Annotated in this window: 25 protein-coding genes; 3 read left to right on the top strand and 22 right to left on the bottom strand. The window is 40.5% G+C overall.

Features of this window, described 5'->3' with window-relative positions:
• Positions 1–325: 325 nt before the first annotated feature.
• Positions 326–805, bottom strand: a complete 480-nt coding sequence (locus LFUMFP_RS00950; protein ID WP_106482876.1) for a DUF3955 domain-containing protein — start codon at positions 803–805, stop codon at positions 326–328.
• 321 nt (positions 806–1,126) lie between these two features.
• Between LFUMFP_RS00950 and LFUMFP_RS00945 the strand changes: the two genes are divergently transcribed.
• Positions 1,127–2,101: a zinc-binding dehydrogenase gene (locus LFUMFP_RS00945; RefSeq protein WP_106482875.1), complete on the top strand. Its 975-nt coding sequence runs from the start codon at positions 1,127–1,129 to the stop codon at positions 2,099–2,101.
• Between the two features lie 159 nt (positions 2,102–2,260).
• Here the strand turns inward: LFUMFP_RS00945 and LFUMFP_RS00940 are convergent, their stop codons facing one another.
• The 17 genes from LFUMFP_RS00940 to LFUMFP_RS00865 all read right to left on the bottom strand — a co-directional run bounded on the left by LFUMFP_RS00940 (position 2,261) and on the right by LFUMFP_RS00865 (position 18,788).
• A complete protein-coding gene (locus LFUMFP_RS00940; protein ID WP_106482874.1) occupies positions 2,261–2,446 on the bottom strand; it encodes a hypothetical protein in 186 nt (61 codons plus the stop codon).
• A 207-nt stretch (positions 2,447–2,653) separates the two neighbouring features.
• The gene (locus LFUMFP_RS00935) at positions 2,654–3,091 is read right to left on the bottom strand and encodes a MarR family winged helix-turn-helix transcriptional regulator (RefSeq protein WP_106482873.1); all 438 of its coding nucleotides are present in this window, start codon (positions 3,089–3,091) and stop codon (positions 2,654–2,656) included.
• A 117-nt stretch (positions 3,092–3,208) separates the two neighbouring features.
• Positions 3,209–4,105: a WxL domain-containing protein gene (locus LFUMFP_RS00930; protein WP_106482872.1), complete on the bottom strand. Its 897-nt coding sequence runs from the start codon at positions 4,103–4,105 to the stop codon at positions 3,209–3,211.
• A gap of 141 nt (positions 4,106–4,246) precedes the next feature.
• The gene (locus LFUMFP_RS09785) at positions 4,247–4,399 is read right to left on the bottom strand and encodes a hypothetical protein (protein ID WP_158697711.1); all 153 of its coding nucleotides are present in this window, start codon (positions 4,397–4,399) and stop codon (positions 4,247–4,249) included.
• Positions 4,380–5,432 carry a DUF916 domain-containing protein gene (locus tag LFUMFP_RS00925; RefSeq protein WP_158697710.1) on the bottom strand — a complete coding sequence of 351 codons (1,053 nt, stop codon included), beginning with the start codon at positions 5,430–5,432 and terminating at the stop codon, positions 4,380–4,382. The genes LFUMFP_RS09785 and LFUMFP_RS00925 overlap by 20 nt, the downstream gene beginning before the upstream one ends.
• 5 nt (positions 5,433–5,437) lie before the next feature.
• Entirely contained in the window at positions 5,438–6,481 is a 1,044-nt protein-coding gene (locus tag LFUMFP_RS00920) for a WxLIP family cell surface protein (protein ID WP_158697709.1), read from the bottom strand.
• A gap of 13 nt (positions 6,482–6,494) precedes the next feature.
• Positions 6,495–9,614, bottom strand: coding sequence for a WxL domain-containing protein (locus LFUMFP_RS00915; protein ID WP_233210605.1), 3,120 nt, complete (start codon positions 9,612–9,614; stop codon positions 6,495–6,497).
• Positions 9,615–9,637: 23 nt separating this feature from the next.
• The gene (locus tag LFUMFP_RS00910) at positions 9,638–9,874 is read right to left on the bottom strand and encodes a hypothetical protein (protein WP_106482868.1); all 237 of its coding nucleotides are present in this window, start codon (positions 9,872–9,874) and stop codon (positions 9,638–9,640) included.
• A 716-nt stretch (positions 9,875–10,590) separates the two neighbouring features.
• Complete coding sequence (locus LFUMFP_RS00905) at positions 10,591–11,280, bottom strand: 2,3-diphosphoglycerate-dependent phosphoglycerate mutase (protein WP_025083713.1); 690 nt, start codon at positions 11,278–11,280, stop codon at positions 10,591–10,593.
• Between the two features lie 110 nt (positions 11,281–11,390).
• Complete coding sequence (gene rbsR / locus LFUMFP_RS00900) at positions 11,391–12,407, bottom strand: ribose utilization transcriptional repressor RbsR (RefSeq protein WP_106482867.1); 1,017 nt, start codon at positions 12,405–12,407, stop codon at positions 11,391–11,393.
• 115 nt (positions 12,408–12,522) lie between these two features.
• Positions 12,523–13,431, bottom strand: coding sequence for a ribokinase (gene rbsK, locus LFUMFP_RS00895; RefSeq protein WP_106482866.1), 909 nt, complete (start codon positions 13,429–13,431; stop codon positions 12,523–12,525).
• A 19-nt stretch (positions 13,432–13,450) separates the two neighbouring features.
• Complete coding sequence (gene rbsD, locus LFUMFP_RS00890) at positions 13,451–13,846, bottom strand: D-ribose pyranase (RefSeq protein WP_106482865.1); 396 nt, start codon at positions 13,844–13,846, stop codon at positions 13,451–13,453.
• 16 nt (positions 13,847–13,862) lie between these two features.
• The gene (gene rbsU / locus LFUMFP_RS00885) at positions 13,863–14,747 is read right to left on the bottom strand and encodes a ribose/proton symporter RbsU (protein WP_106482864.1); all 885 of its coding nucleotides are present in this window, start codon (positions 14,745–14,747) and stop codon (positions 13,863–13,865) included.
• Between the two features lie 179 nt (positions 14,748–14,926).
• Positions 14,927–15,172 carry a YdeI/OmpD-associated family protein gene (locus tag LFUMFP_RS00880; RefSeq protein ID WP_106482863.1) on the bottom strand — a complete coding sequence of 82 codons (246 nt, stop codon included), beginning with the start codon at positions 15,170–15,172 and terminating at the stop codon, positions 14,927–14,929.
• A gap of 15 nt (positions 15,173–15,187) precedes the next feature.
• Positions 15,188–16,369, bottom strand: coding sequence for an acetate/propionate family kinase (locus LFUMFP_RS00875; protein ID WP_025083700.1), 1,182 nt, complete (start codon positions 16,367–16,369; stop codon positions 15,188–15,190).
• A gap of 165 nt (positions 16,370–16,534) precedes the next feature.
• Positions 16,535–17,065 carry a MarR family winged helix-turn-helix transcriptional regulator gene (locus LFUMFP_RS00870; protein ID WP_025083699.1) on the bottom strand — a complete coding sequence of 177 codons (531 nt, stop codon included), beginning with the start codon at positions 17,063–17,065 and terminating at the stop codon, positions 16,535–16,537.
• A gap of 298 nt (positions 17,066–17,363) precedes the next feature.
• Positions 17,364–18,788 carry a C69 family dipeptidase gene (locus LFUMFP_RS00865; protein WP_025083698.1) on the bottom strand — a complete coding sequence of 475 codons (1,425 nt, stop codon included), beginning with the start codon at positions 18,786–18,788 and terminating at the stop codon, positions 17,364–17,366.
• A 268-nt stretch (positions 18,789–19,056) separates the two neighbouring features.
• On the opposite strand from LFUMFP_RS00865, the gene LFUMFP_RS00860 reads away from it, so the two are divergent.
• Together LFUMFP_RS00860 and LFUMFP_RS00855 are read left to right on the top strand one after the other, a co-directional pair.
• Positions 19,057–19,917, top strand: a complete 861-nt coding sequence (locus LFUMFP_RS00860) for a toxin Cry1Ac domain D-VI-related protein (RefSeq protein WP_106482861.1) — start codon at positions 19,057–19,059, stop codon at positions 19,915–19,917.
• Between the two features lie 224 nt (positions 19,918–20,141).
• Positions 20,142–21,386, top strand: a complete 1,245-nt coding sequence (locus tag LFUMFP_RS00855; protein WP_106482860.1) for a C40 family peptidase — start codon at positions 20,142–20,144, stop codon at positions 21,384–21,386.
• A gap of 156 nt (positions 21,387–21,542) precedes the next feature.
• Here the strand turns inward: LFUMFP_RS00855 and LFUMFP_RS09990 are convergent, their stop codons facing one another.
• From LFUMFP_RS09990 to LFUMFP_RS00840, 4 genes are all read right to left on the bottom strand, one after another.
• The gene (locus LFUMFP_RS09990) at positions 21,543–21,671 is read right to left on the bottom strand and encodes a hypothetical protein (RefSeq protein WP_268870693.1); all 129 of its coding nucleotides are present in this window, start codon (positions 21,669–21,671) and stop codon (positions 21,543–21,545) included.
• Positions 21,672–21,730: 59 nt separating this feature from the next.
• The gene (locus LFUMFP_RS00850) at positions 21,731–22,498 is read right to left on the bottom strand and encodes a YibE/F family protein (protein WP_025083695.1); all 768 of its coding nucleotides are present in this window, start codon (positions 22,496–22,498) and stop codon (positions 21,731–21,733) included.
• Positions 22,495–23,586: a YibE/F family protein gene (locus LFUMFP_RS00845; protein WP_025083694.1), complete on the bottom strand. Its 1,092-nt coding sequence runs from the start codon at positions 23,584–23,586 to the stop codon at positions 22,495–22,497. Before LFUMFP_RS00845 ends, LFUMFP_RS00850 begins: the two co-directional genes overlap by 4 nt.
• Positions 23,587–23,652: 66 nt before the next feature.
• Positions 23,653–25,044 carry an amino acid permease gene (locus LFUMFP_RS00840; RefSeq protein ID WP_025083693.1) on the bottom strand — a complete coding sequence of 464 codons (1,392 nt, stop codon included), beginning with the start codon at positions 25,042–25,044 and terminating at the stop codon, positions 23,653–23,655.
• Positions 25,045–25,370 lie beyond the last annotated feature (326 nt).

Here is a 25,370-nt window from a genome sequence, read left to right as displayed (position 1 = left end):
TTAACAAACAGGGTTCAACTCATTTCAGTTCGATAGCTAGATACTAAGACCTAAAACATAGTAACTAAAAGTGGCTAACTTAAACTTGAAATTTTCGACACATTCTAAAATAAAGGTTGTACTCAATTATATAATAAAAATATAATTATATCTATAATAAGACCTCTAAGTCTATCGTCATATTCTTAAGGACTTGGCGGACACCTATCAATTTCTAAAAAATCGCTATTCGCTGTCATCCTGAAGTTATTATCAACAGCGCCCGACAATTATAACAGCTAAAAAAAAGACCTTCACCAAATCGTGAACATCTTTTAAGTTATCTCTATTTTTTTGTTCTAAAAATCCCGACTAACGTTTTTAAGCCCATTACCGCAAACACCATCAGCCCAGCAAACAGGAAAGCAAAACCAATCGGTAACAAATAGAAATTCTCGTGTAAAAGCCCAGTTGAATCGACATACTCTACTGAATTACCCTTAATCAGAAAACAAACAACGCCGAGAATTAAGAGAAAAGCGCCAATCAGTACCGTTATTAAGTTAAACTTCGCGCGTCTGGTTTCACGACCATCTTTAATTAGTTTTTCAGTCATATTATTCACATGCGTTCCTCCTAAAATTAATTCATCAAGTGACAGGTTAAAAATAGTCGCTATCAGAATCACCATTTCTAAGTCCGGTAAATTTCGATTATTCTCCCAATTTGAAACAGCTTGCCTAGTCACATTGATGCGAACCGCGAACTGCGCCTGAGTCAGCTGTTGTATGGTTCGAATCTTTTTCAGTTGTTCACCAAATTCCATATCTGATACCGCCTTTCTCGCTTTATTTTTAGCATACCCGATACCGCTTCGATTGCCAAGACAGCCGTCCTTGCCTTTGGCTAATTACTGGACACAGTTGCTTGCAAAGCTGTTATCTCAGCCAATTAGCATCCATTACTGATATTGCCAACAAATAGTCTGGCCTCTATTTCCCAGGACATCATTTTAGACCCGCACCCCTCTACAACACACAATTTTTTTCGAGTGATGTTCAATAACCTTTTAGCTTATAAGTGTATAATCATGATACATCCCCCATAATTGTCATTAGCCAAACTTTACATAAAGGAGTCCAGCGCTATGCAAGCACTTGTTGTTTCAGAACCTAATAATCACTTAATCTCACAACTCAACTGGCAAGAAATTGCGTTATCAGCCCCATTAAATGATGAAATTCAAATCCAAACCAAGGCCGTTGGTTTAAATCCCGTTGACTACAAAACAATTGAATCTGGCCATTCCGATTGGCGATTTCCACATACGATTGGTTTAGACATTGCCGGCATTGTCACGGCTGTCGGCCAAGATGTGACTGAATACCATCTAGGCGATCGCGTTGCCGGTCACGCAAATCTCGCCAAAAATGGCGTCTTTGCAATGGCTGCTAATCTGCCCGCAGCCGCGATTAGTAAGATTTCCACCGCACTTACATTCGAACGTGCAGCCGCCAGTCTGTGCGCCGGACTAACCGCCTACCAAGCACTGTTTCGGAAAGCCAATCTTTCGAGTGCCTCATCAACAGTACTAGTTCAAGGCGGTGCTGGCGGTGTCGGGACGATGGCGATTCAACTGGCACGCTATGCGGGAAAGCGAGTTTTCACAACGGTCTCACCAGAAAAAGCTGAGTTTGCAGCGCAACTTCAGCCCGACGCTTTAATCGATTATCGCCATGAAGATGTTGATCAGGTAATAGCTGAATTGACCCACGGAAACGGGGTCGATATTATCATTAACACCGCGGGCGATGCGGACCGTTCACTGCCACAACTGGCTTACAATGGCCAACTCATTTGTATTCAGAATCCACCAACAACTGCCTTGACTTGGCCGCAAGCCCTAACCTACAGTAAAATCGATTTAGGTGGCGTTCATCGCAGCGGTAACCTCGCCCAAATTCGAGACCTAGGACAAATGACTTCTGAGTTACTCGATTTAGTTGCTAAAAATATCGTTGATCCAATGATTAGCCAAATTTTGACCCCTGACCAAATCCCAGCGGGGCTCACCGCTATTCAGAATCATCAGGTGTTAGGCAAGTTAGTCGCTAAGTTCTAGCCATTTTTAAGCAAAAAATAACCCTCACAGTCGATATGAGGGTTATTTTCATTATTAAATATTAAAAACGAATCCTATCATCTCTGATAATATTCTAAAAAAGCTTCTGATTTGCGTATGGTTTGCGTCTGATTTAAACCAGACGCTTTTCTAAAAAATTTATAATTGATCTTTCGTTGCCTTATCAACCGCATCGCCAATCCATTCATTGTAAGCGTCTTGGCGTTCTTGAGCCTCTTTTGCTTCCTTTTTCTCAGCTTTTCGCTCGGCTGCTTGTTTATCGGCATTATACTTCTTAACACCGGCCTTCTTTGCATTGTCCATCATGTTTCCAAATAATCCCATGGTTAAATTCCTCCTTCTAAATAAATATCGAGCTGGTCACTAACAAGATACCAAACATTAGTGACCACTGAAAATACACCACACAATGACAGTGACCTGTCGTGTACACCAATAAATACACTCCTTTCTGCATAAAAATAGACCTGAATCAATCGATTCAGATCATTCTTGCATATAGATTTATAATTACTTTTAAAATCAAATATATTAGTTATTTGGAATTCGATCTATAATTAAATCCATCTGCTGCTTCAATAAACCCACATTAATATCCGCATTATTTAGAACTTCTTCAGCAAACCACGCTTGATAGGCCGCATCCATTTTGACTAAATCACTTTTACCACTGGTGGTCAATACCAAGCGTACCTTTCGCTGATCACTTGGATCATTATGCTTTTTTACAATTTTACGTTTCTCATAAAGAGCATTTAATTTCCGAGAAATGGCTGGACGCGAGACCCCAAAAACATCAGCCAATAATGTAGGCTCGTTGCACCCGTCGTCTGAAATGTACTTCATAGTTAGGTACTGCCCGTAATTGACATCATACTGACTGGCTATAAAATCCATCTTCTGTTCAAGTTTCGTCGATTTTAAATACCATTCCTGAAAACTACGATAGACACCTATGTTATTATTCATTGTATTTTCCTCATCCCTCTGTATATTGCTATGTAACAAAGTGGTCGCTAGCAAGTTGAGGGTGAGCTATCGACCACTTCTATAATTAATCAAACTAATTAATCTAAGTCCCTAAACTTAGGCAACTGTTGCTGATAATGTCCATGTTAAGTTAGCTTTATAAACAGCATTGCTTACTGCAGCAGCTTTAGGCATTGTTAATTTAACGTCTGATTTCTTCCAACCGAAGACATCAGCACCTTGGCCTTCGCCATCTTGTGCAACTGCAACTGTCGCTTCGTTACCTGAACCATCATTCATCAATGAAAGGGTAGCATCATTTACAGTGCTGACAGGCTTAACAACCTCTGTAGTAGCAGCATTTGCTAAGTCAGTAGCCCATGTAGCATCTTGCGCTTCGCTAGTTAAGCCGAATACATCAGAAGTTTGAGCACTTGCAGTGTTAGCAAATGATAATGAAGCACCATCAACAACATCAGTTGTGCTACGAGCACCACTAGTAGAAACAGCAGCTAAACCATTGTCAGCTTTAACGCTCAATGTCCATGTACCTGAAGCAGCAGTGTTGTTAGCATCAACGTTATCACGAGTTACTTGTTTGTCGACAACAGTTGCCCAAACATCTCCATTAACTTTATCTAATTTAGTATCAGATGTGTTTAACGTGGCAGTCATATTTGCATCACCGTTATCATAGTTTGGATGACGATCATTTGCTGTTTTACCATCATTAGTCCCATCAGCTGAGAATGTTGGGTAAGCAGCATCCAGTAATTGATGGTTACCAAAATCTAATACATGGGGTACCATTTGAAGACGTAAGTAGCCAGTGTTTGCATTATGCGTGTTATCACCAAATGAGATACCGACTTCAGTTTTATCAGTTTGTGGTAATTCAGTACCACCATTACCAGCGGCAGTGCCGTCAGTTGCTGCGAATGTCGCAGTAGGTGCCAAGATTGAAAGTAAAGTTGCGCCAGCTAATACTGAGCTTGTTAATATTGTGAATTTCATTTGAAATTCCTCCCTAGATTTTTTAGCACATAAAGTGCGTTTTTATTATATCATATTTATAAAAATAAGTAAACAACTTTTTTAATAAACATGGTGATAATCAATTATTTGGTGGTACAAAATTGCCTGATCACACACAAACTACATGGTAATCGTGGTGTAGACGTTATAATTATGGTAAGCAATAATTGCTAACGTCAGACTGGCAGCAAATATGATTGTTAGTATCGTTACCAGCGCAATCATGCCCCATTTCGTCTTCTTATAGCCTAGTTTATTCACCATTTTTTGCATTCAAATCCCTCTTTCGTCTGAATCGGAAGCCAACAATCGTTCCGATAATCACTAACAAACAAACAATTCCGAGCAATATCAAATTCCGGTTCTTAAGATATTCGTAGTTGTACCGGTTAATATAACTAGCATCTGATTTTGTAATCTTGACATATTTATGAATCGTGCGTTGATATTGAGCACTCTTCACGGTTAAAGTCATCTGATACACACCAGGAACTAATCGTTTACCGCCTAACATGAGGTTATCGTAGAAGCTGGAATTCGGTGCGATTTTGCGGTTCTTGCGGCTACTTTGATATTTGATCAAGCCCCATTTCTTATTTTGCAACGTCACATCAATTGTGGCTTTGGTCAAATAAGTCGGGTCTGGATTATCGATTCGGACGCTAATAGCCGCTTTTTTGGCAACAAAACGCGTTTTAATTTTCGGCGATTCAATCTTTTTGTAATCCGTTTTAGCCAACTTTTGGCCATTAAGAATTAATCCGATTGCATAGACAAAATGATTCTTAATCGTTGTATTTTGATTAAATTGATAGGCGCTCAGATTAATTGCTGTGGCCTTCTGGCCCTTAAACAATTGGGCACCGCGCTTGATTTTGACCGTGAGCCATTTGGTTTCATTCGGCTGTAACTTAGTCTTCTTCGGAACAGTGACTAGTTCACTACCAGGCTGTGGTAACAGCTGAGTATTAATGCGATTGGTTCCAAGGTAATCAACCGATCCATTATCATTAGTTGTTGCGTTCTTGACTTGCCCGTAAACCGTCATTGAATGGCTTGTCGGGTTAAAAAGCTTAAGTCGCACCTCACGTGTCTTCTGTTTCTTCATCGATAAATTAAAGTAACCGAGATGATCTCCCCCGAGATTGTCACCTGGTAATTCTGGCATCAGCATAAAAGTTGCTTTAGATTCCGTCGGGATATTCTGTTTTTTAGCTTTTGCTTTCGCGTTAACCGGACTAGCAATCAACAGTACCGTTGCCAAGGCTATCAGTAGCCAACTACCATAATATTTAAACTGTTTCATCATGATTAGCGGCCAATCCGAATCACACGATACAAACCAACTGCTGAAACTAACATCATTAAACCACTAGTAGCGGCAACGTATGCCCACTTATTGACAGGACGTTGAATTGCCTGCTGATTAATTTTCTTAACATCTTCGCTCTTGACATTGAAACTCTTCTTGAAAGTCCATGTCATCGGCAATTTATTCCATAAATTTTGTCCAGTCACTTTTACGTCTACGTGATACTTACCCGGTTTCAAAGTCTTATAATTCCAAGAAATCGGTAAAATTACTGACGAATTTGGTGCAATACTTGAACCACTTTTTTCATAGACTCGCTTACTACTGAATAAACCTTCTTTATAGAGCACTGCTTTAAAATGGACATCTTTTAAAACCATTGGTTTAACATTGCGCAGTTTAATCCCCATCGCGGGATGACCACTCGATAACATCGGTTTCGTTGAATCATATTTCAACTCTGGATAAACCTTATAGTTCGAGCCACGTAGATTAACGCTGACCATATACGCATAATTACTTGAAACTGATTGACTTTCGTTTCCACTTTTATCTAAATATTCAATGAAATGCCAGCCACCTGCAATCATGCCGCTAAATTTTTCTTCCGGCATTTTGATTGTGACTGAAATTGTCGTTGCTTCCTGCGGGCCAAGATGAAGTACTTGGTCCGCTTTTTTAATAGAAGCAATTTTAGTAAATGGTACCGCTAAACTAGCATCCAAGCCTTTAGTTGCTGCTTGAAACTTCATCCCACCGCCATTTTGAGTCATCCCATTTTGTAAATCACTTTTCAATGTGATTTTATGATCTGTAAAGTTCTGAACCTTCATCTTAATCACGTGAGTCGAACCCGGTTTGAAATTCACATCATAATAATTCAAACTTTTATCCACTTGTTCGCTTGGTAAGATGGGTTGGATTTCAAAGTCAGCGTTCTGAGTCTGAGTTGCAGCTTCTGCTGGTTGGCTAAAACTTACTAAGCCCAACAGGACTATCCCTGCCGTAAATATAAATCGTTTAAGTTGTTTCTTATTAAGCACGCTTGAATTCCTCCTATGGCGCAACCGTTACTGACCACGTCAATTCTGTTGTGTAATGCGTCTCGTATCGTTTAGTGGTCGCTGGCACATGTAATCCAACGCTATATTCACTGGCTTTACCCGTTCCAAAATTGTAATACCAAATACCTTGACCCGCATCCGTGTATGGACTTGTTACAGAACTTGTATCATTATTTTGACTTTGGTAAGTCCCAGTCCGATCGAAACTCATGATTTCAGTCGGACTATTAGAACCCGCGGTTAAGCTAAATTGAGATTTAGAAGTGATATCTCCCGGCGCAGTATTTAGCTTGCTCGTCGATACATCACCGTTAGTAACTCGCAACTCTGCCCCTGTTAACTCATGGCTTTCTGTATCTTTGAATTGATCATTTTGTTGAACCTTCAAGTGCCAAGATTGAACACCATAATAATCAACAACAGCAACTTGCGACTTTGTTTTCCCTCTTCCAGAGAGATAATAGGTATTATCCGCCTGAGTTGCATTATACGTTCCAAAATTCCAAGCCTTAGGTGCATCAATCGTCAGCATTGCTTTCTTATAACCATAAGTAATCACTCGATCCGTCGTTTCAAATTGAGGATCATCTTTATAGGCCGCTTGCCAAGTCGCACTGGTTAAATCGGCATCTTCAGTGACCCACAACACCGTATAGTCCGACACAATCTTAGGTGCCACGCGACCCGTAATAGTCGGTGTCCCCTCTGATAATTTAGACCCAATTTTACCAGTTACTTGAATTTCATCTGCGACCTGAGTCGGTTTAGTATCAGGGTTGGTTAAATCTTCATCCAAATCGACATAGCGAACGGTGATCTTAGTGTTCGTCAACGTCTTAACCCTTGTACTATTTGCTCCGACATTACCAATTAAACCGTCATTATAGAGATACTTATTCTCAATAGGTGCACTTTTAATCGATTTTGAATAGCGAATGGTTATCGTATCGTCATTGTCTAAAGCAACTTGACCATCTGGTAGTGTAATTCGAACCCCACCTGTAACTTCTTTGAGCCCGCTTTTATCTAAATCAGCCCAAGTTGTTGTCCCTTTTAGTTGATATTGAAAATTATATTGATTTGAATCGACATTTAGTGAACCACTAGAATCCGTTACATGACTATTATTATTCTCCTGAGTATTTAAAACGAAACTCTTCAATGTAGTACCACTATCAGCTTTAACGTGTGCGGTAAATGTATACCGAATAACATCTCCTATATGCCCTTCTGTTTCGTCCTTACTTTCAGAGGTTTTAGCCGTAATGTTCTCAATCGTTTGTTTTAACGTATCAATTACAGCCGTTTTTTTAATATTAACGGTCGCCGCATTAGAGCTAGCACTGTTTTTTAGCCCCTCGCCAGTCACGCTGATAATGTTGTCAATTTTATCTTTATTATTACTATTAACCGTTGCTGTGTAAGTAACCACTAAATAGCCACCGATTGGAACATCTGTATTAGTAATTAGTTGACCTTGCGCATTGAAATCTGCTTTTTGGGTACTTAACAACGTGCCACTAGCATTATAGTAATTAATTTGAGCACTACCAGCTTTAGCAGTTAAATCGTTATCTAATACATCTTTTAAGATCGCCCCTTTTGCTAAAGCTGCAGTTGCGGTTCCAGAAACCTTAATCGTTGCTTGATAACCAACTTCATCTTTCACTGATGCGATCGTACTGTTTGCATATTTAGTTTCATTTGTCGTGATATTTTTAACTTTTTTAGCGGCAGTTACTGCTGGCGCTACTAAATCTGTATATTCTTTATTAACGGATAGATTGCCATCGGCATCCACTGCCCAGACTATAATTCGGTCACCTACTGCTAAACTATCCGCAACTGCATCCGCTGTCCCGACATATTTGTTCGCCGTACCGACTTTTGTATTAGTGATGGTCGTTAGATTTTTAGCAGTCCCAATTGTTCCATTAGCGTGTTGCACCTGGTATTTCAACTGTTCTATCTTACCTTCGTTGTCCGCATCGGTGACAGTTCCAGTTAATTGAACATTATTGCCATCAAATAAGGCTTGCGGGCTTTGATCTAAAGTGACTTCTGGTAATTTATATTGGCCTTGACCGCCAAAGCCAACTTCATAGCTCAAATCCCGAGAAGCACCTGCTGGCATATCTTTCGATAACCACATCATCGCAATTTCTGTATTAACATTTTGAATTGCAACACTACCCGCACTACCAGAATCACCAACGCCGCCACTAACTGAAGCCATACCCAAATCCGTAGTCGTATTCTTGAAAGCATTCCCCTTGTAGCCCCCAATAAAACCTGCACCCCCGCCCATGGTCACATCTGAATAATATAATGCAGTCCACGCTTCAGGCCCCGTCCCATCTTGCATATCAAAGCTATAGGACAATCGCGCACTACCTCCCGGATATTTAGCAGGAATCCCATCGTTTGAAGCCGTTGTTGTCGCTGGAATATTTTGATCTTCGTAAAGTCCCCGTTGATTACCAAGAAATCTAATAGCCACTTTATCGCCAATCGCATAATCCCCATCGACGCCACTGGCAAACGGCCGCATATCTGTATCAATAGATCGCCCAAAAAAAACACCTTTTAAATCGCGACCAGACGTATTCGTTACATGTTCTTTAACGATGACCGTTCCCCATTCAGTTGGAACAAACTGAACTACATCGGTAAATGTCGTAACAGTGCCCTCTATAAAATATTGATAATTAATATTTTCCCGAAGTATGCCATCCTGGCTCAGACTCATACCGGTTTGGGTCGCCACTTTATTCTCATAAGGGCCTATAATACCACCAACACTTTCATCCCCACTTGTCCCTATTAACAGCTGTGATGCACCATTGAGTATTTGTTTAACCTTAGTATCACTTGTGTCACTATCACCATGAATTGATAGCCACCTTTCAGATTTCCCCGCATTATTAGCTGTTTGTAAATTAAAATTGTTCCGACCAACTAAAAATGATCCTTCACGAACATTTATATAAATATCACTATTCGGAATAACTTTATTATCATTTGCTTGTTTCGGCCCAACCATATACATCAAGGTACTTTTCCCAATAACCATCGAACCCATCTGCAATGGATCAGTTACCGACTTAGGCAATGCACTGGGTTGCGTTTGTCGAATTATTGAATTTTTTCCCCATAACTAACACTATTAGTGCCACTCACACTTGAATCTATATTCGTCGATTGGCTTTCACTGCTAATCCCACTGGCATTAGATAACGAACTTTGATAATTAACTTCCTTTGATTCCGATTCACTACCAGCCGCTGTGACAACCGTCACTGATATTAAAACCGTCAATATTGCTATAACTAATGTCATCATTGTCACTAAATACGCATTATATTTTTTCATATCACGCTGCCCCCATAGTTCAGTTACTTCAAATTTTCATTCAAGTTCTTCACAACTCAAGAGTAGTGACACTACTAATGTAATCGTTTAACAAAGTGCAGATGTAAATATATACAAAATGAAAGTATAATAAGTAATAATACGCATATATATTAATGCACCGCGCATTGTACGAATCATTAATATCGTCAACTTTATTTATCAAAAAGGTTGCAAACCGTTAGGAAATAGCCTAAACTAATTTTATAAGATAATGGTTCATAACTTTTGAGTTATGGACTTAAAATTATTTAGTTATTGAATATATATACATATTGCCGATGCTTGATAGGGCGCTCAGATCAAAAGTGCACCTCTTCATTACCAGTCCCTATAATATTTAAAAAAAGCGTCCTAACCTGCATTTTCAGGCAAAAAAATAGGTTAACCCATTGAAGGGTTAGCCTATTTATGTAAGTTTATTAAACATGCTCCTGTTCGCAACAACTTCCGCTTAATCTAAAAATCCCATTAATCCTAAAATCTGGATTAATGGGATTTTTTATTAATGCTCAGTTGCTGAACGCAACCATTCGCACTCTGCTATTCAAAACGTGCTGTCCACCCCAGCTTCTTCCGTCTAGTTACAAATAAGCGCATATCTCCCAAAGTTCGGAAGATACGCGCTTATTTTGCACTATACTCAGAAGCTGACCAGGGTGGTCAGTACTCTTAAATTAGTTTAATTTCTTCTTGCTAACAACGTTTAAGTTTTCGTCTAAATCGTAAACAACTGGTTCGCCAGTTGCCATTTCAACGTCCATGATGTCTTCATCAGAGATGTTTTCAATGTATTTAGTCAAAGCGCGTAATGAGTTACCATGAGCAGCGATGATGATGTTTTCACCATCGATTAATTTTGGAGCGATTTCGTCTTCCCAGAATGGGATAACACGTTCCAAAGTAACCTTAAGGTTTTCGCCACCAGGAATAGCTTTAGGATCTAAGTGTGCATAACGACGGTCGTTTGCTGCTGAACCTTCATCACTTGCATCCAATAGTGGAGGAAGTGTGTCGTATGAACGACGCCAAACGTGAACTTGTTCGTCGCCCCATTTTTCAGCGGCTTCAGCTTTGTTTTGGCCTTGTAATGCACCATAATGACGTTCGTTTAAGCGCCATGATTTAGTTTCTGGAATCCATAATTGATCTGAACCTTCAAGGGCATAGTGTAATGTCTTGATGGCACGAGTCAATACTGATGTGTAAGCTTGGTCAAAAAGGATGCCTTCTTGTTTCAATAAAGCACCAGCGTTTTGAGCTTGGCGAACGCCTTCTTCGCTTAAGTTAACATCAACCCAACCTGTAAATTGGTTTGATAAGTTCCATTCACTTTGTCCGTGACGAATAAATACTAATTTAGCCATGTGTAAGTAACCTCACTTTAATTTTTTGTTTACGTTTCTTATTTTACACTGTTTTCAAGTTAATTTACAGTCTTATATTTTCAGAAAATTACTTTTTAATTATCTAGCGACTATTTCCCAGGTGATACAGTTTGGACGCTATCCCGTTTAATTAAATCAACCGCTAATATCCGTTGCTGAATCGCTTTTTTAGGATCCGCAATCCGGTCCAATAGCAACCGAGCCGCTTCTTGGCCTAATTCGAATATCGGTTGTCTCACCGTTGTCAATTTAGGTCTCACGTATTCACACCAATCAACATTATCATAACCGACAATCGATAAGTTTTCAGGAATGCTTAATTGGCGTTCCGCAAAACCCCGGTATAATCCGATTGCTAATTCATCATTGACGGCAAAAACAGCCGTCACCCCACTCGCAATCACTTGGTCGGTTGCTTGATACCCGCCTTTTTTTGACAGCTCAGTATTTATTATCCAGTCTTCTTGAACGGTAATCTGATGAGCTGCTAATGTTTTTCGGTAACCTAACAGTCGTTGTTCAATATTCCACGCACTATTGGCAGGTAGAACAATTCCAATTCTACGATGACCCTGTTGGATTAAATAATCAGTCGCTAATTGGCCACCAATCAAATCCTGGACCATAATCTCATCACTTTGGTGTTGTTTTTCAGACTGATCTAATAGTATGTAAGGCATCTGTTGGCTAGCAAGTTGGCGCAAAATAACCTCATCTAAACCAGAAACGGCTAAAATTAAACCATCGACTTTGCGTCGTACCAATTCTTTTAAATAATAATTTACTTTTTGATTTTGGGTTCCCGCACTATACACCAGCGGAATAAAATCATGCTGATACGCAATTTCTTCAATTCCTTGAATGAATTCACTAAAAAAAGGATTATTGATATCCGGCACTAGGACCGCAATCGTCCGCGTTTGTTTATTGACCATGTTCTGTGCGAAATAGTCCGGCGTATACCCCAATTTAACTTGCGCTTTACGAACCCGATCGATTGTTTCTGGACTAAACCGTTGTCCTTTATGATTTAAAATCAGTGAAACCGTTGTGACTGACGTTTGCGCTAAGGCCGCTACGTCCTTAATCGTTACTTTACGTACCACTTAATGACCCCCGATTGTTAAGTTCTCCATTAAAGTATACCTTTAATACCCTTCACTTTAAACAAAAAGCCAAACTATTCGATTTTCGATTAGTTTGGCTTTGGTAAATATCGATTTAAAGTTGAATATCTTTTGCATAAGGAATTGAGTTTTGGGCACCTTTAGTTTGAACGGCAATCGATGAGGCTTTATTGGCATACGTCATTGCCACTTCAATATTGCTGTAATCCATTTCTAATTGAGTACTTAGCGCCCCAATGAAAGTATCCCCAGCAGCGGTCGTATCAACAGCAGTTACTTTGAAGGCCGGTACAAAACCTGTCTGACTTGGTGTTGCGTAGAACGAACCTTTGTCACCAACCGTAATAATGACCACTTTGATGCCCATTTTAAACATCGCTTCAGCATTTTTTTGCATAGATGCTTGATCCGTTACTTTAATCCCCGTGATGATTTCAGCTTCCGTTTCATTTGGGACAATCATGTCAGTCACTGCCAATAATTCAGCGGGAATATTCTTAATCGCTGGCGCTGGGTTCAAAATGGTTTGAACGCCATTAGCACGTGCAATCTTGAAAGCTTCAATGACGGCTGGAACTGGCACTTCAAATTGTGCCACAATGCGATCAGCATTTTTAATATCGGCTTCTGCTTGATGAATGTCAGCAATTGTGATGTCTTGGTTAGCACCACCGTAGATTAAAATACTATTTTGACCCGCTTCGTCCACCATGATGTAGGCTTGACCCGTGCCAGCTGTTTCTGACATAGTGACGTGATCAATATTCATCCCGTCTTTTTTAAACGTCTCTAACATAAAATCGGCAGCACCTTCGTGACCAATTTTACTAATAAAGGCTGTTTGTGCACCAGAACGAACGGCCGCGATTGCTTGGTTAGCGCCTTTGCCACCACCGGCAACTGAGCGTGAATTCATCGCCAGTGTTTCGCCAGGTTGTGGGAAACGTTGGATACCTAGAATCGTATCAACATTGGTTGAACCTAATACCATTACTTTTTTCATTTGATTTTCCTCCTAGTCGCTAAAAGACAACGCCACTTTCTAAAATAATGTTTGAATAAGGGGTCATTTCGCCAGTCCGGACGAATGCTTTAGCCTTACTTAGATCTTGTTTCATTTGTTCGTGTTCAATAAATTCGATGGGTGTATCACCGATTAGCGCTTTAACATTAGCCAGTTGTTCTGGATTTTGGTCAATCATTTCTTTGGCTAAATAAACTTTTTGAACTTCTAGTTCGCTTAAGACGTTTTCCAAAACTTGCATGAAGCTAGGCACTCCATTTTCGATTGAAACATCAATTTTTTTCGTATCAACAGGTACTGGCATGCCAGCGTCTCCAATACTCATTGTATCAAAATGTCCCATGTCTGAGATAATATTTGAGATTTGTGAATTAATCACTCTTGTTTTACGCATAATAGTATTCCCCTTTTTATTTAATAAATGCTGTGACAGAACCGGCAACCAAGACTAATAATAGGCCAACGAGTACTGCAATCATTTCTTTTTTAGTTTTCTTTTCATGTAAGAAGAAGATACTTCCGATAGTGGCTACAATCACACTCGTTTGTGATAAAACAAAACCAGTTGCTAAACCGTTAACAGATGGTTGTGCTGAAATTAAGTATGTTAAAGCGGCAAAGGCGAAGAATAACCCACTAATTAAATTGGTGTAAGAAGATTTTTCTCTGAAAGGATGTGAGTCTTTATTCGTATGAGCAAGTGCAAAAACAGCCCCGACGATTGCCATCCCTAAAGCTTGTGGCAAGAAACCTTCAAACCCGTTCGCATCAACAGCGCGCGGAAAAGCTGAATAACCTAAGTAACCCAATTCGCCAACTAGTAATAATAAAACACCTTTAGTCGCCGCCGATTTACTTTCAACCGTCTTATTCTGAGTCCAAGCGGTTAAATAGACACCCACGATAATTAAAGCAATTGCGATGAACCCGATCACTTTTGATTGAAAGCTGATCCAGTTGCCTAACACTAAAACGCCCCAGACCGAAGCGCCAATTAATTGAAATCCAGTCGTAATCGGCATCGTCCGTGAAACACCCATCATTTCAAAAACTTTAAATGTGATACTTTGTGCTGATGCCCAACAAGCACCAGAGATTAAACAGAAAATAAAAGTTTTAGTTTCAGGAATCGGAGTACCGCGGAAAACCATCACGATAATCGCTAAAATTAATGTCCCAAATGTGGTCCCAATCAATTGATTAGCCGGTTTGCCACCAAACTTACCTACTAGTAACGGAAAAACACCCCAACCAATCATTGGTAATAACCCAATTAAAATATTTTCAATATTCATTATATTGACCTCCGAATCCTTTTTTAGCGGTTAGTAAAACGTTTTACTAACTATCATGACACTTATTATAGCGGTCTCATTTTCAGATTTCAAGCTAAAAATGTAAACGGTTCATAAAAAGACAACTAAAAAAGCGCCAAAGACTTTAATTGCTAAGTCTTTGACGCTTAAAAAATTTTTTATTTTTTCTTCGCCTGGCTATAACCCCGTTTAGATTTATACCCGGCTGTTAAAATCTGGCACATCTCGTCAAAATGCTTCTGTTGCGTCGCCTCAGCAACCGCACCGTAAACGTAGCGGGCCCATTCACGTTGATATCCCGGGGTTAACCCGTCAAAAAAGGCTTGGATCGCCGGTTGATCAACTAAGCGCGCACTGACTCTTGGAATATCGACTTCATATTCCGCTAATGGTTTTTGTGGCATTTAAAATCACTCCATCTATTTTAACCGCATGACATCGCGCACAATCATCAATTCTTCATTGGTTGGCACCACTAAGACTTTAACCTTAGAAGTTGGTGTACTGATAATCTGTTCTTTGCCGCGGACTTTATTTTTGGTTGCATCTAATTCTACACCAAAACAAGCTAATTGTTGACAAATATCGGCCCGCAACTCACTGCCGTTTTCGCCACTCCCCGCTGTAAAGACCAATGTATCAATTCCGTTCATCAATGCAACGTACGATCCGACATACTTCACAACGCGATTGACAAAAATCTTCAACGCTAAGGCGGATTGTGGACGGGTTGCCGCGGTCTCCTCTAAATCGCGCATATCGGGTGATAATTCGGACAACCCTAATAAGCCAGATTTCTTGTTCAAAATATTAATCATTTCAGGCATACTAATCGCCAACTTGTCAGCCAAAAAGGCCACTAATGACGGATCGATATCGCCTGATCGCGTGCCCATTGTAATCCCAGCCAGCGGTGTAAAGCCCATTGAGGTATCAACGGCTTCACCATTTTCAACCGCGGTAATTGACGCACCACTGCCTAAATGGAGGGTAATCATCTTCTGTTCAGTTAACGGCACCTCTAAGATTTCAGCAGCTCGTTGGGAGACGTAGCGGTGGCTCGTTCCATGAGCCCCATATTTGCGCGCGCCGTATTTTTCATAATATTCAGTTGGAATACTATACAAATAATTTTCTTTGGGTAGCGTACTGTAAAATGACGTATCAAAAACAGCGACTTCCGGTGCATCCGGCAATAGCTCCGTAAAAATCTTAATATAGTAAGCCTGCGTTGGATTATGCAACGGTGCGTATTCTGCTAAACGATTAATTTCGTCCAGCCCAACCGCATTGATGACCGTTGAATCTTTAAAGGCTTCACCACCACCGACGACTCGGTGGCCAACCCCAGTAATTTCTTCCAAATGTTCAACAATCCCAAGTTCTTTTAGACGGGTTAATAAGAGCGTCGCTGCTAGTTTATGTGTTTTGATATCTTGGACTTCTTTAAATTTTTCGGTGCCAAATTTTACCGTAAATACGGAATTCGGTAGGCCCAACCGATCGATCATGCCTTTAGCGATGACCCGTTCTGCCGGCATTTCAAATAATTGCCATTTCAAAGTAGAACTACCTGCGTTAATTGCGAGAATTTTTTCCATGATATCGACCCCTATCAATCCTTTAATAACACAATTGTAAGCAATTTCATAACAAGTTACAACCCTCAATCGACCAACACACAAAAAGGCCATTGATTACTTTTCGTAATCAACGACCTTTTTAATCAAACCTTAATCAGCTTATCACACGCGCTGATATCGGCTTTATTTAGCGTCACTCATTTTTTGAACACGGTTCAAGAATGAACGACCCATCTTGTTATCCTCATATTCACTTGGTTCAATCACATCAGTATAGAATTGATCAACAAAGCTCAATAAACCGTCAACTTTTTCGCGACCCATTTGGCTTTCAATTTCATGATACTTTTCAACATAACGGCTCACTAAACGGTCCAAGACTTCTTGGCCCTGTTTCGTTAAACTTAAGAATTTAACCCGTTGGTCAGTTTGTAAATGTTCTTCAACGACGTAGCCATTTTCTTTTAAAAGACGACATTGACGTGAAATTGCAGAACGGCTGACACTCATCGTTTTGGCTAAAATACTCCCCGTTAAGTTCGTATTCGTAGCAATTTCATACATGATTAAAAATTGATCAAATGACACTTTATAATTTAAACTTTCGCCACTGACAAAATCGCTAAGATTACTGATAATCCAACGATAGATTAATGATAAGTGAGTGACAACTTCCCAGTCTTCTGAGTATTTTCCGGTGATTTTTGCAGACATATTTTCGGCTCCTTTAGATTAACAATTCAATTGTATTGGACAGAAACAATTAATGGTTTGAATTTATTTACTCTCAATATACTAGCACATATTTTCAAAAAAAGAACTACCTGTTTTCAACAAATGGATGCCTTTGCATTTAATCCAAAACAATTAAATTGTTCTCCCCACCATTTCACTATTGACCCGTTTTTATTAACCAAATCATAATTTTCAACTATTTGAGCATACTGATTAACCTTGTTAAATAAAAAGCATTAGCGTTAAACCCACGCTAATGCTCTTATTAGTTATTATTTTATAAATTTTTATCCATATTAAATGTCAATTTCGATAAATTAATTCCTGACATTACAAGTTCACCAATCATGCCCATTGCTTTGTCTTTCATCGTTTTAACAATCAAATAATTTTTTTCAGTTAGGAATTTTGTAAGCGCTTCGCCCTGATATTGATGTGCTTCAACTTCAATTGCATCCAACATCGTGCGCAATTCTTTTTTGCATTCCGTCAAATAATCGACATCTTTTTGGAGATGTTGGCTGTAATGACCTTCGACTAAAACGGAAATCGTCCGATACATCCAATAAGCACTATTAATGTCCCAAGTCATTGGTGTTTCACTGAAACTAGGATCGGTATCGTTGGCATTCGTAAAGAACGGAATGAATGGCGTATACGTTGGCATCCCAAGTGTAATCCACATCACTGCGGCTTGTTCCTTAGGGACATCGTTGCGCAATTGTAAGATATGCGCATTTTGCGTCCGGTTTAAACCGATTGGACGATAACGATATTTATCAGCGTCAGCCCCGTGACCCATTGGATCAAATTCCGTTTCATTATAGTGTGAACCTAGTAACATTTCGATATCTTCAACACTAATTTGATGTTCAATTCGGCGAATAAAAGGGAGATCCGCTGATTCAGGGCTCATGTCAAATTCACTATCGAATAAATGATGTGCGTACCAAACCCGTGGTGTATTGTAATGACGATCTTTTTCATTCATTGTGCCGAAGATATGGCGGAAATTCCAGCCCGTCTTATCAGGATTCAAATGATGGGTTTCAACATAGTCTTGAATGCCTTCAGCCCACATGAAATTGTCGGTATCAGTAAAATCAACTTGTTGAATGGCCACTTGATTGGCAGCAACTGCGTAACTGTCATCCGGAATCCGTTGGGCTAACCAAAGATGCCCTGTGACGATTTCCATATACCAAACTTCATCGTGATCACTGAACAAGACACTGTTACCAGCGGGTGAACCGTATTGTTTGATCAAATTACCTAAATATTCAACACCGCCGCGCGCTGAATCAATATAAGGTGCGACCATGGCTTGCATACAATCTTCATCTAAGCCGTCTTTGACCAAAGGATCATAGGCTAATGATTTCTCGTTACCATACGTACTTTCAGTACAGCTCATTGCGACGTTGACTTCATTAATGCTACTTTCGTCATAATAACCATTGTGTTTGTAATCCACATTCGGAACGGCTGGCCACCGGTAACCATTTTCAGGTAATTCGGCTTCAAAACCGTTCAACCAAGATTTAATCTTGGCGCCTTTGCGGCCTTTAACCGCCGGATTCATATATAAACGTTGGGGGGTTAAGGGGCTAAAAGTATCATCATTACGGGCAATCATTGTTGAACCATCTAATGATGCTTTTTTACCGACTAAAATTGTTGTACAAGCTGATTCCATGTGTATCGCTCCTTTACGTGATTCAATCATTAAATTATTCTCATAATTCTACTTTCAGTGTACGCCAGTCGCGGCGGAAAGTACATGATAATCTGTCCCAAAACTGGTCTGAAAACCGCAAAATTCCGAATTAGGAATTTTCGTTTATTATCCCTCGTCCATTTTTTCACTAACTAGCCGAATAATTGCGACAAATATCTGCAATCACTGTTTATCCCCGCCACTTTCATGGTATATTATAAGTTAAATATCCTAACAATAAGGTGGTTCCAACATGAAAAAATTAGCCCTTCCGTTATTATTAGTGATGACCTTTGCCTTCATTTTAACGGGTTGTCAAAATAAAACGACGGTCCCTGAAGCAGCGACGAAGACTGAATCTCAGATCGAATCGTACGTGCAAAAAGTCAATCAACTTTATGTCGATGATGCGCACAAAAAAACAGCTAACTTAACCGCTGATAAGAAAGCGACGATTATCAAAGCCGCTAAAACGCTCGATAGCAAAATTACGCCTAACCTCTATATGAGTGGCATTCATAGTTCTTCTAAAAAATCGTTTGAATCTGCTCAAAAAGACCTCGCAAAAGTCACTGGTGATACTACACCGGTTGCAGAATCATCTTCAAAAGAATCAACCCAAACAACGGATAAAGCCACCACATCAACCGTTAAAACGAGTGCTTTTTTTGACAAAGAGGGCATCGTTAAAAGTGACGCGGTAATCGGACAAGAATCAGATTACACGGGTCACCCTAAGAAACTTGCTAACTATAATGAAGCTAAAACACAATTAGAAGCGATTGCGACCGTCAATAATCTGTTTACCGATGCTAATCACACCACGATTCCCGCCACCTTGACGACCAACGATTTTCCTTACGCACAATCAATGGTTAATAAGGCGAGTCACAAAGCTTTTAAAACGAAATATTTGGCACTGATTACCAATGCTAAAACCCAATTTGATACTTATAATACGAACAATACCGTAGCGACGACAACTGATACCACTGCCCAGACTACAGATGCGACAGCCGGGACAACTGACACCACCGGAACGGCTGATACAACTGGCACAACGGCTGCTGACACAACTGCCGATACCACGCAAACTGGGACCATCACACAATAACTTAATCATTCAGATTCAAGCCTACTTTTCGTCTAATAAGTAGGCTTTTTTTGACGTTCACAATAGATTAGTCTTATTTAGCGTCATATCTTAAGAAAGTTGTAACACCGCACTAACTTTTATGTAACAGTTTTGTCACGTTGAGATGCTATGCTTATAACCGTTGCAAGTAAACTAAAATTAAACTAAAATTAATCTAATCTTGAAGGAGATTTACAAATATAATGAAAAAGCAAAAAATGACTTATTTATCATCAAGTATCGTTGGTTTAGCAGGACTTGTTCTAATGGGTGTTCAAGCTAACCAAGCACAAGCCGCAACTACCGGCACTGTTAACTACACTGACGGCGCAACAACCGTTTGGACTAGCCCTGAAGTTGGTCAAAAACCAAGTCGCTATTTAGCTAAAGATCAACAAGTTAACATCGAATCAACAAAACAAGTTTACGGCCAAACTTGGTACAACTTAGGCAATAACGAATGGGTTTCAAGCCAATTCATCACGGCTGGTGGCACAGTTAAAGCCGCTGCTACAACGACAGCGACTACAACAGCTGTTAAAGATACTGTTACAGCTAACTTCCAATCTGGCGCAACGACTGTTTGGTCTGACACATCAGCTAGCCAACCAACTGGCCAATACTTAGCTTATGGCGCAACTAAAAACGTCATCAACACTAAGGTTGCTAATGGCACAACTTGGTATCAATTAGAAAGTAATGGTTGGGTGCCTGCTAGCTACGTTGTTTTAAACAACCCAAGCTTAACAAACGTGACACCAATCACAACAGCCCCTGCTGTTAAGACCATCGCTGCAACGGCACCAACAACAACTACTACAACGCCGGCTGCTACTGAAAGTAGTACAGCCACTGTCAGCTCATCATCAGCTGCAGAAACGGCCTCAACTGAAACACAACAAACACCAGCAACTTCAACTTCAACAGCCGCTGCTACTAGCACACCTGCACAAAGCAGTTCAGTTGCTTCAACACCCGCAACAAGTCAATCACAAGCAACTTCAACACCTGCTGCTTCTCAAAGTTCAACACAAACTCAAACAACGACTAATACCCAAACAACAACGAACACGAATACACAAGCAACTGGTAGCACATCAACCGTTGTCAATGCTGCCTTATCACAAATCGGCACACCTTATGTTTCGGGTGGGACAACACCCGGAACTGGTCTTGATTGTTCTGGTTTAGTTCAATACGCTTACGGTCAAGCTGGAAAATCATTGGGCCGTGTCACAACTGCTCAAGAAGGTGCTGGCCAACGTGTTTCATTAAACAGCCTTCAACCTGGTGACATTTTATTCTGGGGTGGTTCAGGCGCTTCATATCACGATGCAATTTATATCGGTGGTGGTCAATACGTCCACGCACCACAACCTGGCGAATCAGTTAAAATTGGTACGATTTCAAGCTACTTCATGCCATCATTCGCCGTACGTGTCTTTTAATTAAAAAACATGCGTTAAAAAACCATGATTGATTATTTCAAATCAATCATGGTTTTTTTGTTACCTAAAATTAAACCGTAAAAAAGCACACCCCTTGCTTAACGATTAATCGTCGGCAGTGAGTGTGCTTTTAACATTATTATATTAGTCATATAATTATTTGGCTGTTTTACGTTCCTTTAAGAAGTTTAAGACAGCGGCTGTTTCGTCCATCCGTTTTTTAGTATTTTTTACGTTAATAGGACGACGGTTGCCAGAAACACTAACATGTAAGTTTTGTGACATTACGCGTTTCCTCCTTTCGTGCATATATTACTTCATTTTAAGCTGAAATTACTTTTTTTTCAAGGTTTCTTTAATAAATCTTCATTAGATTTAATTTTTCTAAACCGATTCAAGAGCCAGCCGGTCATCGGAACCGTTAAGACGACCCCAATGACGCCGACTAATAACGAAATCACTTCGCCCATTAAAATTTGATGATTTAAAATTTTGGCTAACGGATACCCGAGTTGGATAAACCAAATCGTTAACGATAAGAAACTGCCGAAAAAACTGAAGAACAACGTATTAAACGCGGTCGCAATAATTTTTTCACCAATTTCGAACCCCGCATGGAACAGTTTGGCCGGTGCAATCGTTTGATCATATTCTAAAATCTCGACCAAGCCACTGGCAACTGCAATGCTCGTCTCGGCAATCGCGCCTAGACTCCCAATCGTCATCATCAACAAACTAATCTGTGGGAAAGAGAGACCGATGGCCAAACTAAAACCTTCAATCTCTTCAGCATCTTCCGCACCAAAGCCGTACGTGGCCGCTAGCGTGCTTAACGGCCCAATAATCAGTAACAAGCCCGCCACCACGATTAACGCCGTCCAGAAGGCGGTTTTAGCCGTTAACGGTTGTTTCGTATTCATGAAAATCGACGTCGCCAACAACGTTAGACTCAATAGCCCTAGAATGACCAGCGGATTAAACCCGCCGGCCACCAACACTAACGCCAGAACAATCACGACGAAGTTTAACCCTAAACTGAAGAAAATCGTCAAGCCTTGCGGACCACAAACGAGGACTAGTAAGCCTAATAGGACGAATGTTAACACCATCATGCGGTTTTCACCCCCACTAAACGACTCGCTAAAAAGCTTGTGACTGGTACGGCCAGGGTAATGCCAATCGCACTAATCACCGTTTGGGTAAACCCGATCGTCATCGTGCGCGATAACGTGTAGGCAATCGTATTCCCGTTACGCAAATACAATAACATAATCGGAAACGCCTCGGCCATCACGATGAAAAACAACACATTGACGAGTGGGCCGATAATTTCACGACCGATTGCCAATCCCGATTTAAATAATTGATTCGGGGTGACCGTCGGTTGTTCCAACACTAATTGTTGCAGTGACGATGAAATATCGGTTGTCTCGTCCATCACCGCACCCAAAATGCCTAATAAGACTTCCGCCAAAAAGACGGTTTTATACGGCTGTAATTCATAAGCCATCGTTTCATAATGAATGCCTTGATCGTTGGTGATTTTTAAAATCACAACGCTGATCAATAAGGCCAGAAAAGTGGCACTAATCGTCGCTAAAAACGACACTAAAAATTGCCGGTTCGGGCCTAGAATCAAGACTAATGTCAAAGCGGTCAATAGAATCGCCAAGCTACCCATTAACGGTAATAACCAGCGGCCACCTAAAGCAACGTCCAACCGAATCGCGACGATAAATAAGAGTAGGTTTAACCCGATGCTCAGAATCGTTTTAAGCCCCCGGTTAAACATGACGACTAATAATAAGGTTAAGGTCCCTAAAACCACCCCAACCACCACGGTATCCCGCTTAGGCTCACTCAGCGTATAACGGTGGCTCGTTGTATCTTGATGTAAATAAACTTGCTGACCGCGATAATACCGAAAACTCGACGCTTGAGAAACGGTGTAGCGATTTTGCAATTGAATCGAACGGCCCTTAGCCGTCGTATTTAAAAAGGTCCCGGTGACTTGTTGGGTCACATCGGTATCTTGATTTTGATAATCATCGATTGACTTCGTTTTGTCGGTCGTTTTAACTTGGGTAATCTGAATAATCGGTTGTTGATATAGTGATGCATCATTTCTCGTGCCTAGTAGGCCTAAAATACAAATCAACAAGCCGATTAAACCGATCCATAGTCGTTTTTTGGTTGTCACACGCTCACCTCGCTATCCTATTGTAGCCTTTTAGCGGATGAAGACCAAATCCCTTTTTAAATCTTATCAATCATTTAACCGACTATGTTTGATGCCATAACTGAAATACACGATTAAGCCTAAAACAAACCAAATTCCGGCCGCAATCCACGTTTCAATCGGTAATTCGAACAACATGAACAAACACAGTGCCCCCGATATTAACGGTAAGACGGGGTAAAAGGGCACCTTGAACCCATCCTTGTTCGGAATATCTTTACGTTTCCGCAACGGAATGACCCCGATCGACATGAAGAAAAAGGCGACCAGTGTCCCGATATTGACTAGATTGGTCAATTGATTTAATGAAACAAACCCGCCTAACGTGGCAATCACGACCGTCACAATTTTGACACTGTTAATCGGTGTTTGGTGTTTCGTTTCAATTTTGCCTAAGGCTTTGGGTAACAAGCCATCCCGACCAATCGAATAGATTAACCGCGAACTACTGTAGGTCATCGTCAGCATCATGGTAAACATCCCCGCCAAAGCGCCTAACGAGATAATCCCGGCAAACCAATTTTGATGAACGACTTTTAACGCAAAGGTCACGGGATCGGCAACATTCAATTCCTGATAAGAAACCATACCGGTTAAAACGAACGCGACTAAAATATAAAGCAACGTACAAATCACTAAGGTGCCGATAATCCCAATCGGTAAATTCTTTTGCGGATTTTTAACCTCGGCCGCGGATGCTGAAACACAATCAAACCCAAGATAGGCGAAGAAAACTAACGACGCACCTTTGAAGACCCCACTCACACCAAACGGCATGAATGGTTGCCAATTCGCCGGTTTAACATAGAAAACGCCAATCACTAAGAATAATAGCACCACACCAATTTTGATCAGGACCATTATATTATTAATGCGGGTCGATGATCGCGTCCCGGTCGTTAAGAGTAACGCAATACAGAGCACAATCAGTACCGCGAATAAATTAATATACGTGCCATGCGCCGGATCAAACGCGCCGGTAATCGCTTTGGGAATCCGGACACCAAAACCTTCAATAAACGAGATAAAGTAGGCCGCCCATCCGGTTGAAACGGCGGCCACCGATAACATGTATTCTAAGAATAAGGCCCAACCTAACAGCCAACCAATCAGTTCGCCAAAAATAATATTACCGTATGAATAAGCACTGCCGGCTACGGGTAAGGCTGATGAAAATTCCGCATAACACATCGCCGCCACGGCACAGACGACGGCCGCAATCATGAACGACACCGTAATGGCCGGGCCACTATGTAACGCCGCAATCGTTCCAGGTAAAATGAAAATTCCGGTCCCAATCACCGCGCCCACGCCTAACGCAATTAAATCCTTCGCTGTTAGTGTTTTGGCGAGTCGCTGATCCTGTTGTAAATACCGATCCAATGATTCTTTTCTCAATAAACGCGCTCGTAAGCCCATATGAATTCTCCCTTTTTAAACCAATTTTGCAACGATGACCAAAAAAAGACGCACACTAGTCTTCACTAGTGTGCGCCACTAGAGAAGAAGACTTGGTTACCCAGTCTTCTTCTCGTTTATTAAGGTTCATCGTTTTAACTGCAACGTTTTTCCTTAATAAGCCAGTTGAGAACTGGGTTTCTTAAAGAAAAAGCTAAAGACTGTCCGTTGCATTGTCATCATGATAAAACCTCCTTGTTATTAATTAATTTCTAATTATAGGCATCTGTTTTCTAATTGTAAAGCATTATTTTTAATCATTTTCTAATCAGTTGTTTTTTAAACGC

The organism is Latilactobacillus fuchuensis (genome assembly GCF_900258455.1).
Taxonomy (GTDB): Bacteria; Bacillota; Bacilli; order Lactobacillales; family Lactobacillaceae; genus Latilactobacillus; species Latilactobacillus fuchuensis.
This window is presented reverse-complemented; position numbering and strand designations above follow the sequence as displayed.

Bases quoted from the DNA above. Each gene is read 5' to 3' on its own strand.
- LFUMFP_RS00940 (WP_106482874.1), bottom strand. From the start codon at position 2,446: ATGGGATTATTTGGAAACATGATGGACAATGCAAAGAAGGCCGGTGTT.
- LFUMFP_RS09990 (WP_268870693.1), bottom strand. From the start codon at position 21,671: ATGTCACAAAACTTACATGTTAGTGTTTCTGGCAACCGTCGTCCTATT.
- LFUMFP_RS00905 (WP_025083713.1), bottom strand. From the start codon at position 11,280: ATGGCTAAATTAGTATTTATTCGTCACGGACAAAGTGAATGGAACTTA.
- LFUMFP_RS00910 (WP_106482868.1), bottom strand. From the start codon at position 9,874: ATGAAAAAATATAATGCGTATTTAGTGACAATGATGACATTAGTTATA.
- LFUMFP_RS00930 (WP_106482872.1), bottom strand. From the start codon at position 4,105: ATGAAATTCACAATATTAACAAGCTCAGTATTAGCTGGCGCAACTTTA.
- LFUMFP_RS00880 (WP_106482863.1), bottom strand. From the start codon at position 15,172: ATGCCACAAAAACCATTAGCGGAATATGAAGTCGATATTCCAAGAGTC.
- LFUMFP_RS00875 (WP_025083700.1), bottom strand. From the start codon at position 16,369: ATGGAAAAAATTCTCGCAATTAACGCAGGTAGTTCTACTTTGAAATGG.
- LFUMFP_RS09785 (WP_158697711.1), bottom strand. From the start codon at position 4,399: ATGCAAAAAATGGTGAATAAACTAGGCTATAAGAAGACGAAATGGGGC.
- LFUMFP_RS00935 (WP_106482873.1), bottom strand. From the start codon at position 3,091: ATGAATAATAACATAGGTGTCTATCGTAGTTTTCAGGAATGGTATTTA.
- LFUMFP_RS00855 (WP_106482860.1), top strand. From the start codon at position 20,142: ATGAAAAAGCAAAAAATGACTTATTTATCATCAAGTATCGTTGGTTTA.
- LFUMFP_RS00945 (WP_106482875.1), top strand. From the start codon at position 1,127: ATGCAAGCACTTGTTGTTTCAGAACCTAATAATCACTTAATCTCACAA.
- LFUMFP_RS00840 (WP_025083693.1), bottom strand. From the start codon at position 25,044: ATGGGCTTACGAGCGCGTTTATTGAGAAAAGAATCATTGGATCGGTAT.
- LFUMFP_RS00925 (WP_158697710.1), bottom strand. From the start codon at position 5,432: ATGAAACAGTTTAAATATTATGGTAGTTGGCTACTGATAGCCTTGGCA.
- LFUMFP_RS00870 (WP_025083699.1), bottom strand. From the start codon at position 17,065: ATGTCTGCAAAAATCACCGGAAAATACTCAGAAGACTGGGAAGTTGTC.
- rbsK (WP_106482866.1), bottom strand. From the start codon at position 13,431: ATGAAAAAAGTAATGGTATTAGGTTCAACCAATGTTGATACGATTCTA.
- LFUMFP_RS00950 (WP_106482876.1), bottom strand. From the start codon at position 805: ATGGAATTTGGTGAACAACTGAAAAAGATTCGAACCATACAACAGCTG.
- rbsD (WP_106482865.1), bottom strand. From the start codon at position 13,846: ATGCGTAAAACAAGAGTGATTAATTCACAAATCTCAAATATTATCTCA.
- LFUMFP_RS00850 (WP_025083695.1), bottom strand. From the start codon at position 22,498: ATGATGGTGTTAACATTCGTCCTATTAGGCTTACTAGTCCTCGTTTGT.
- LFUMFP_RS00860 (WP_106482861.1), top strand. From the start codon at position 19,057: ATGAAAAAATTAGCCCTTCCGTTATTATTAGTGATGACCTTTGCCTTC.
- rbsU (WP_106482864.1), bottom strand. From the start codon at position 14,747: ATGAATATTGAAAATATTTTAATTGGGTTATTACCAATGATTGGTTGG.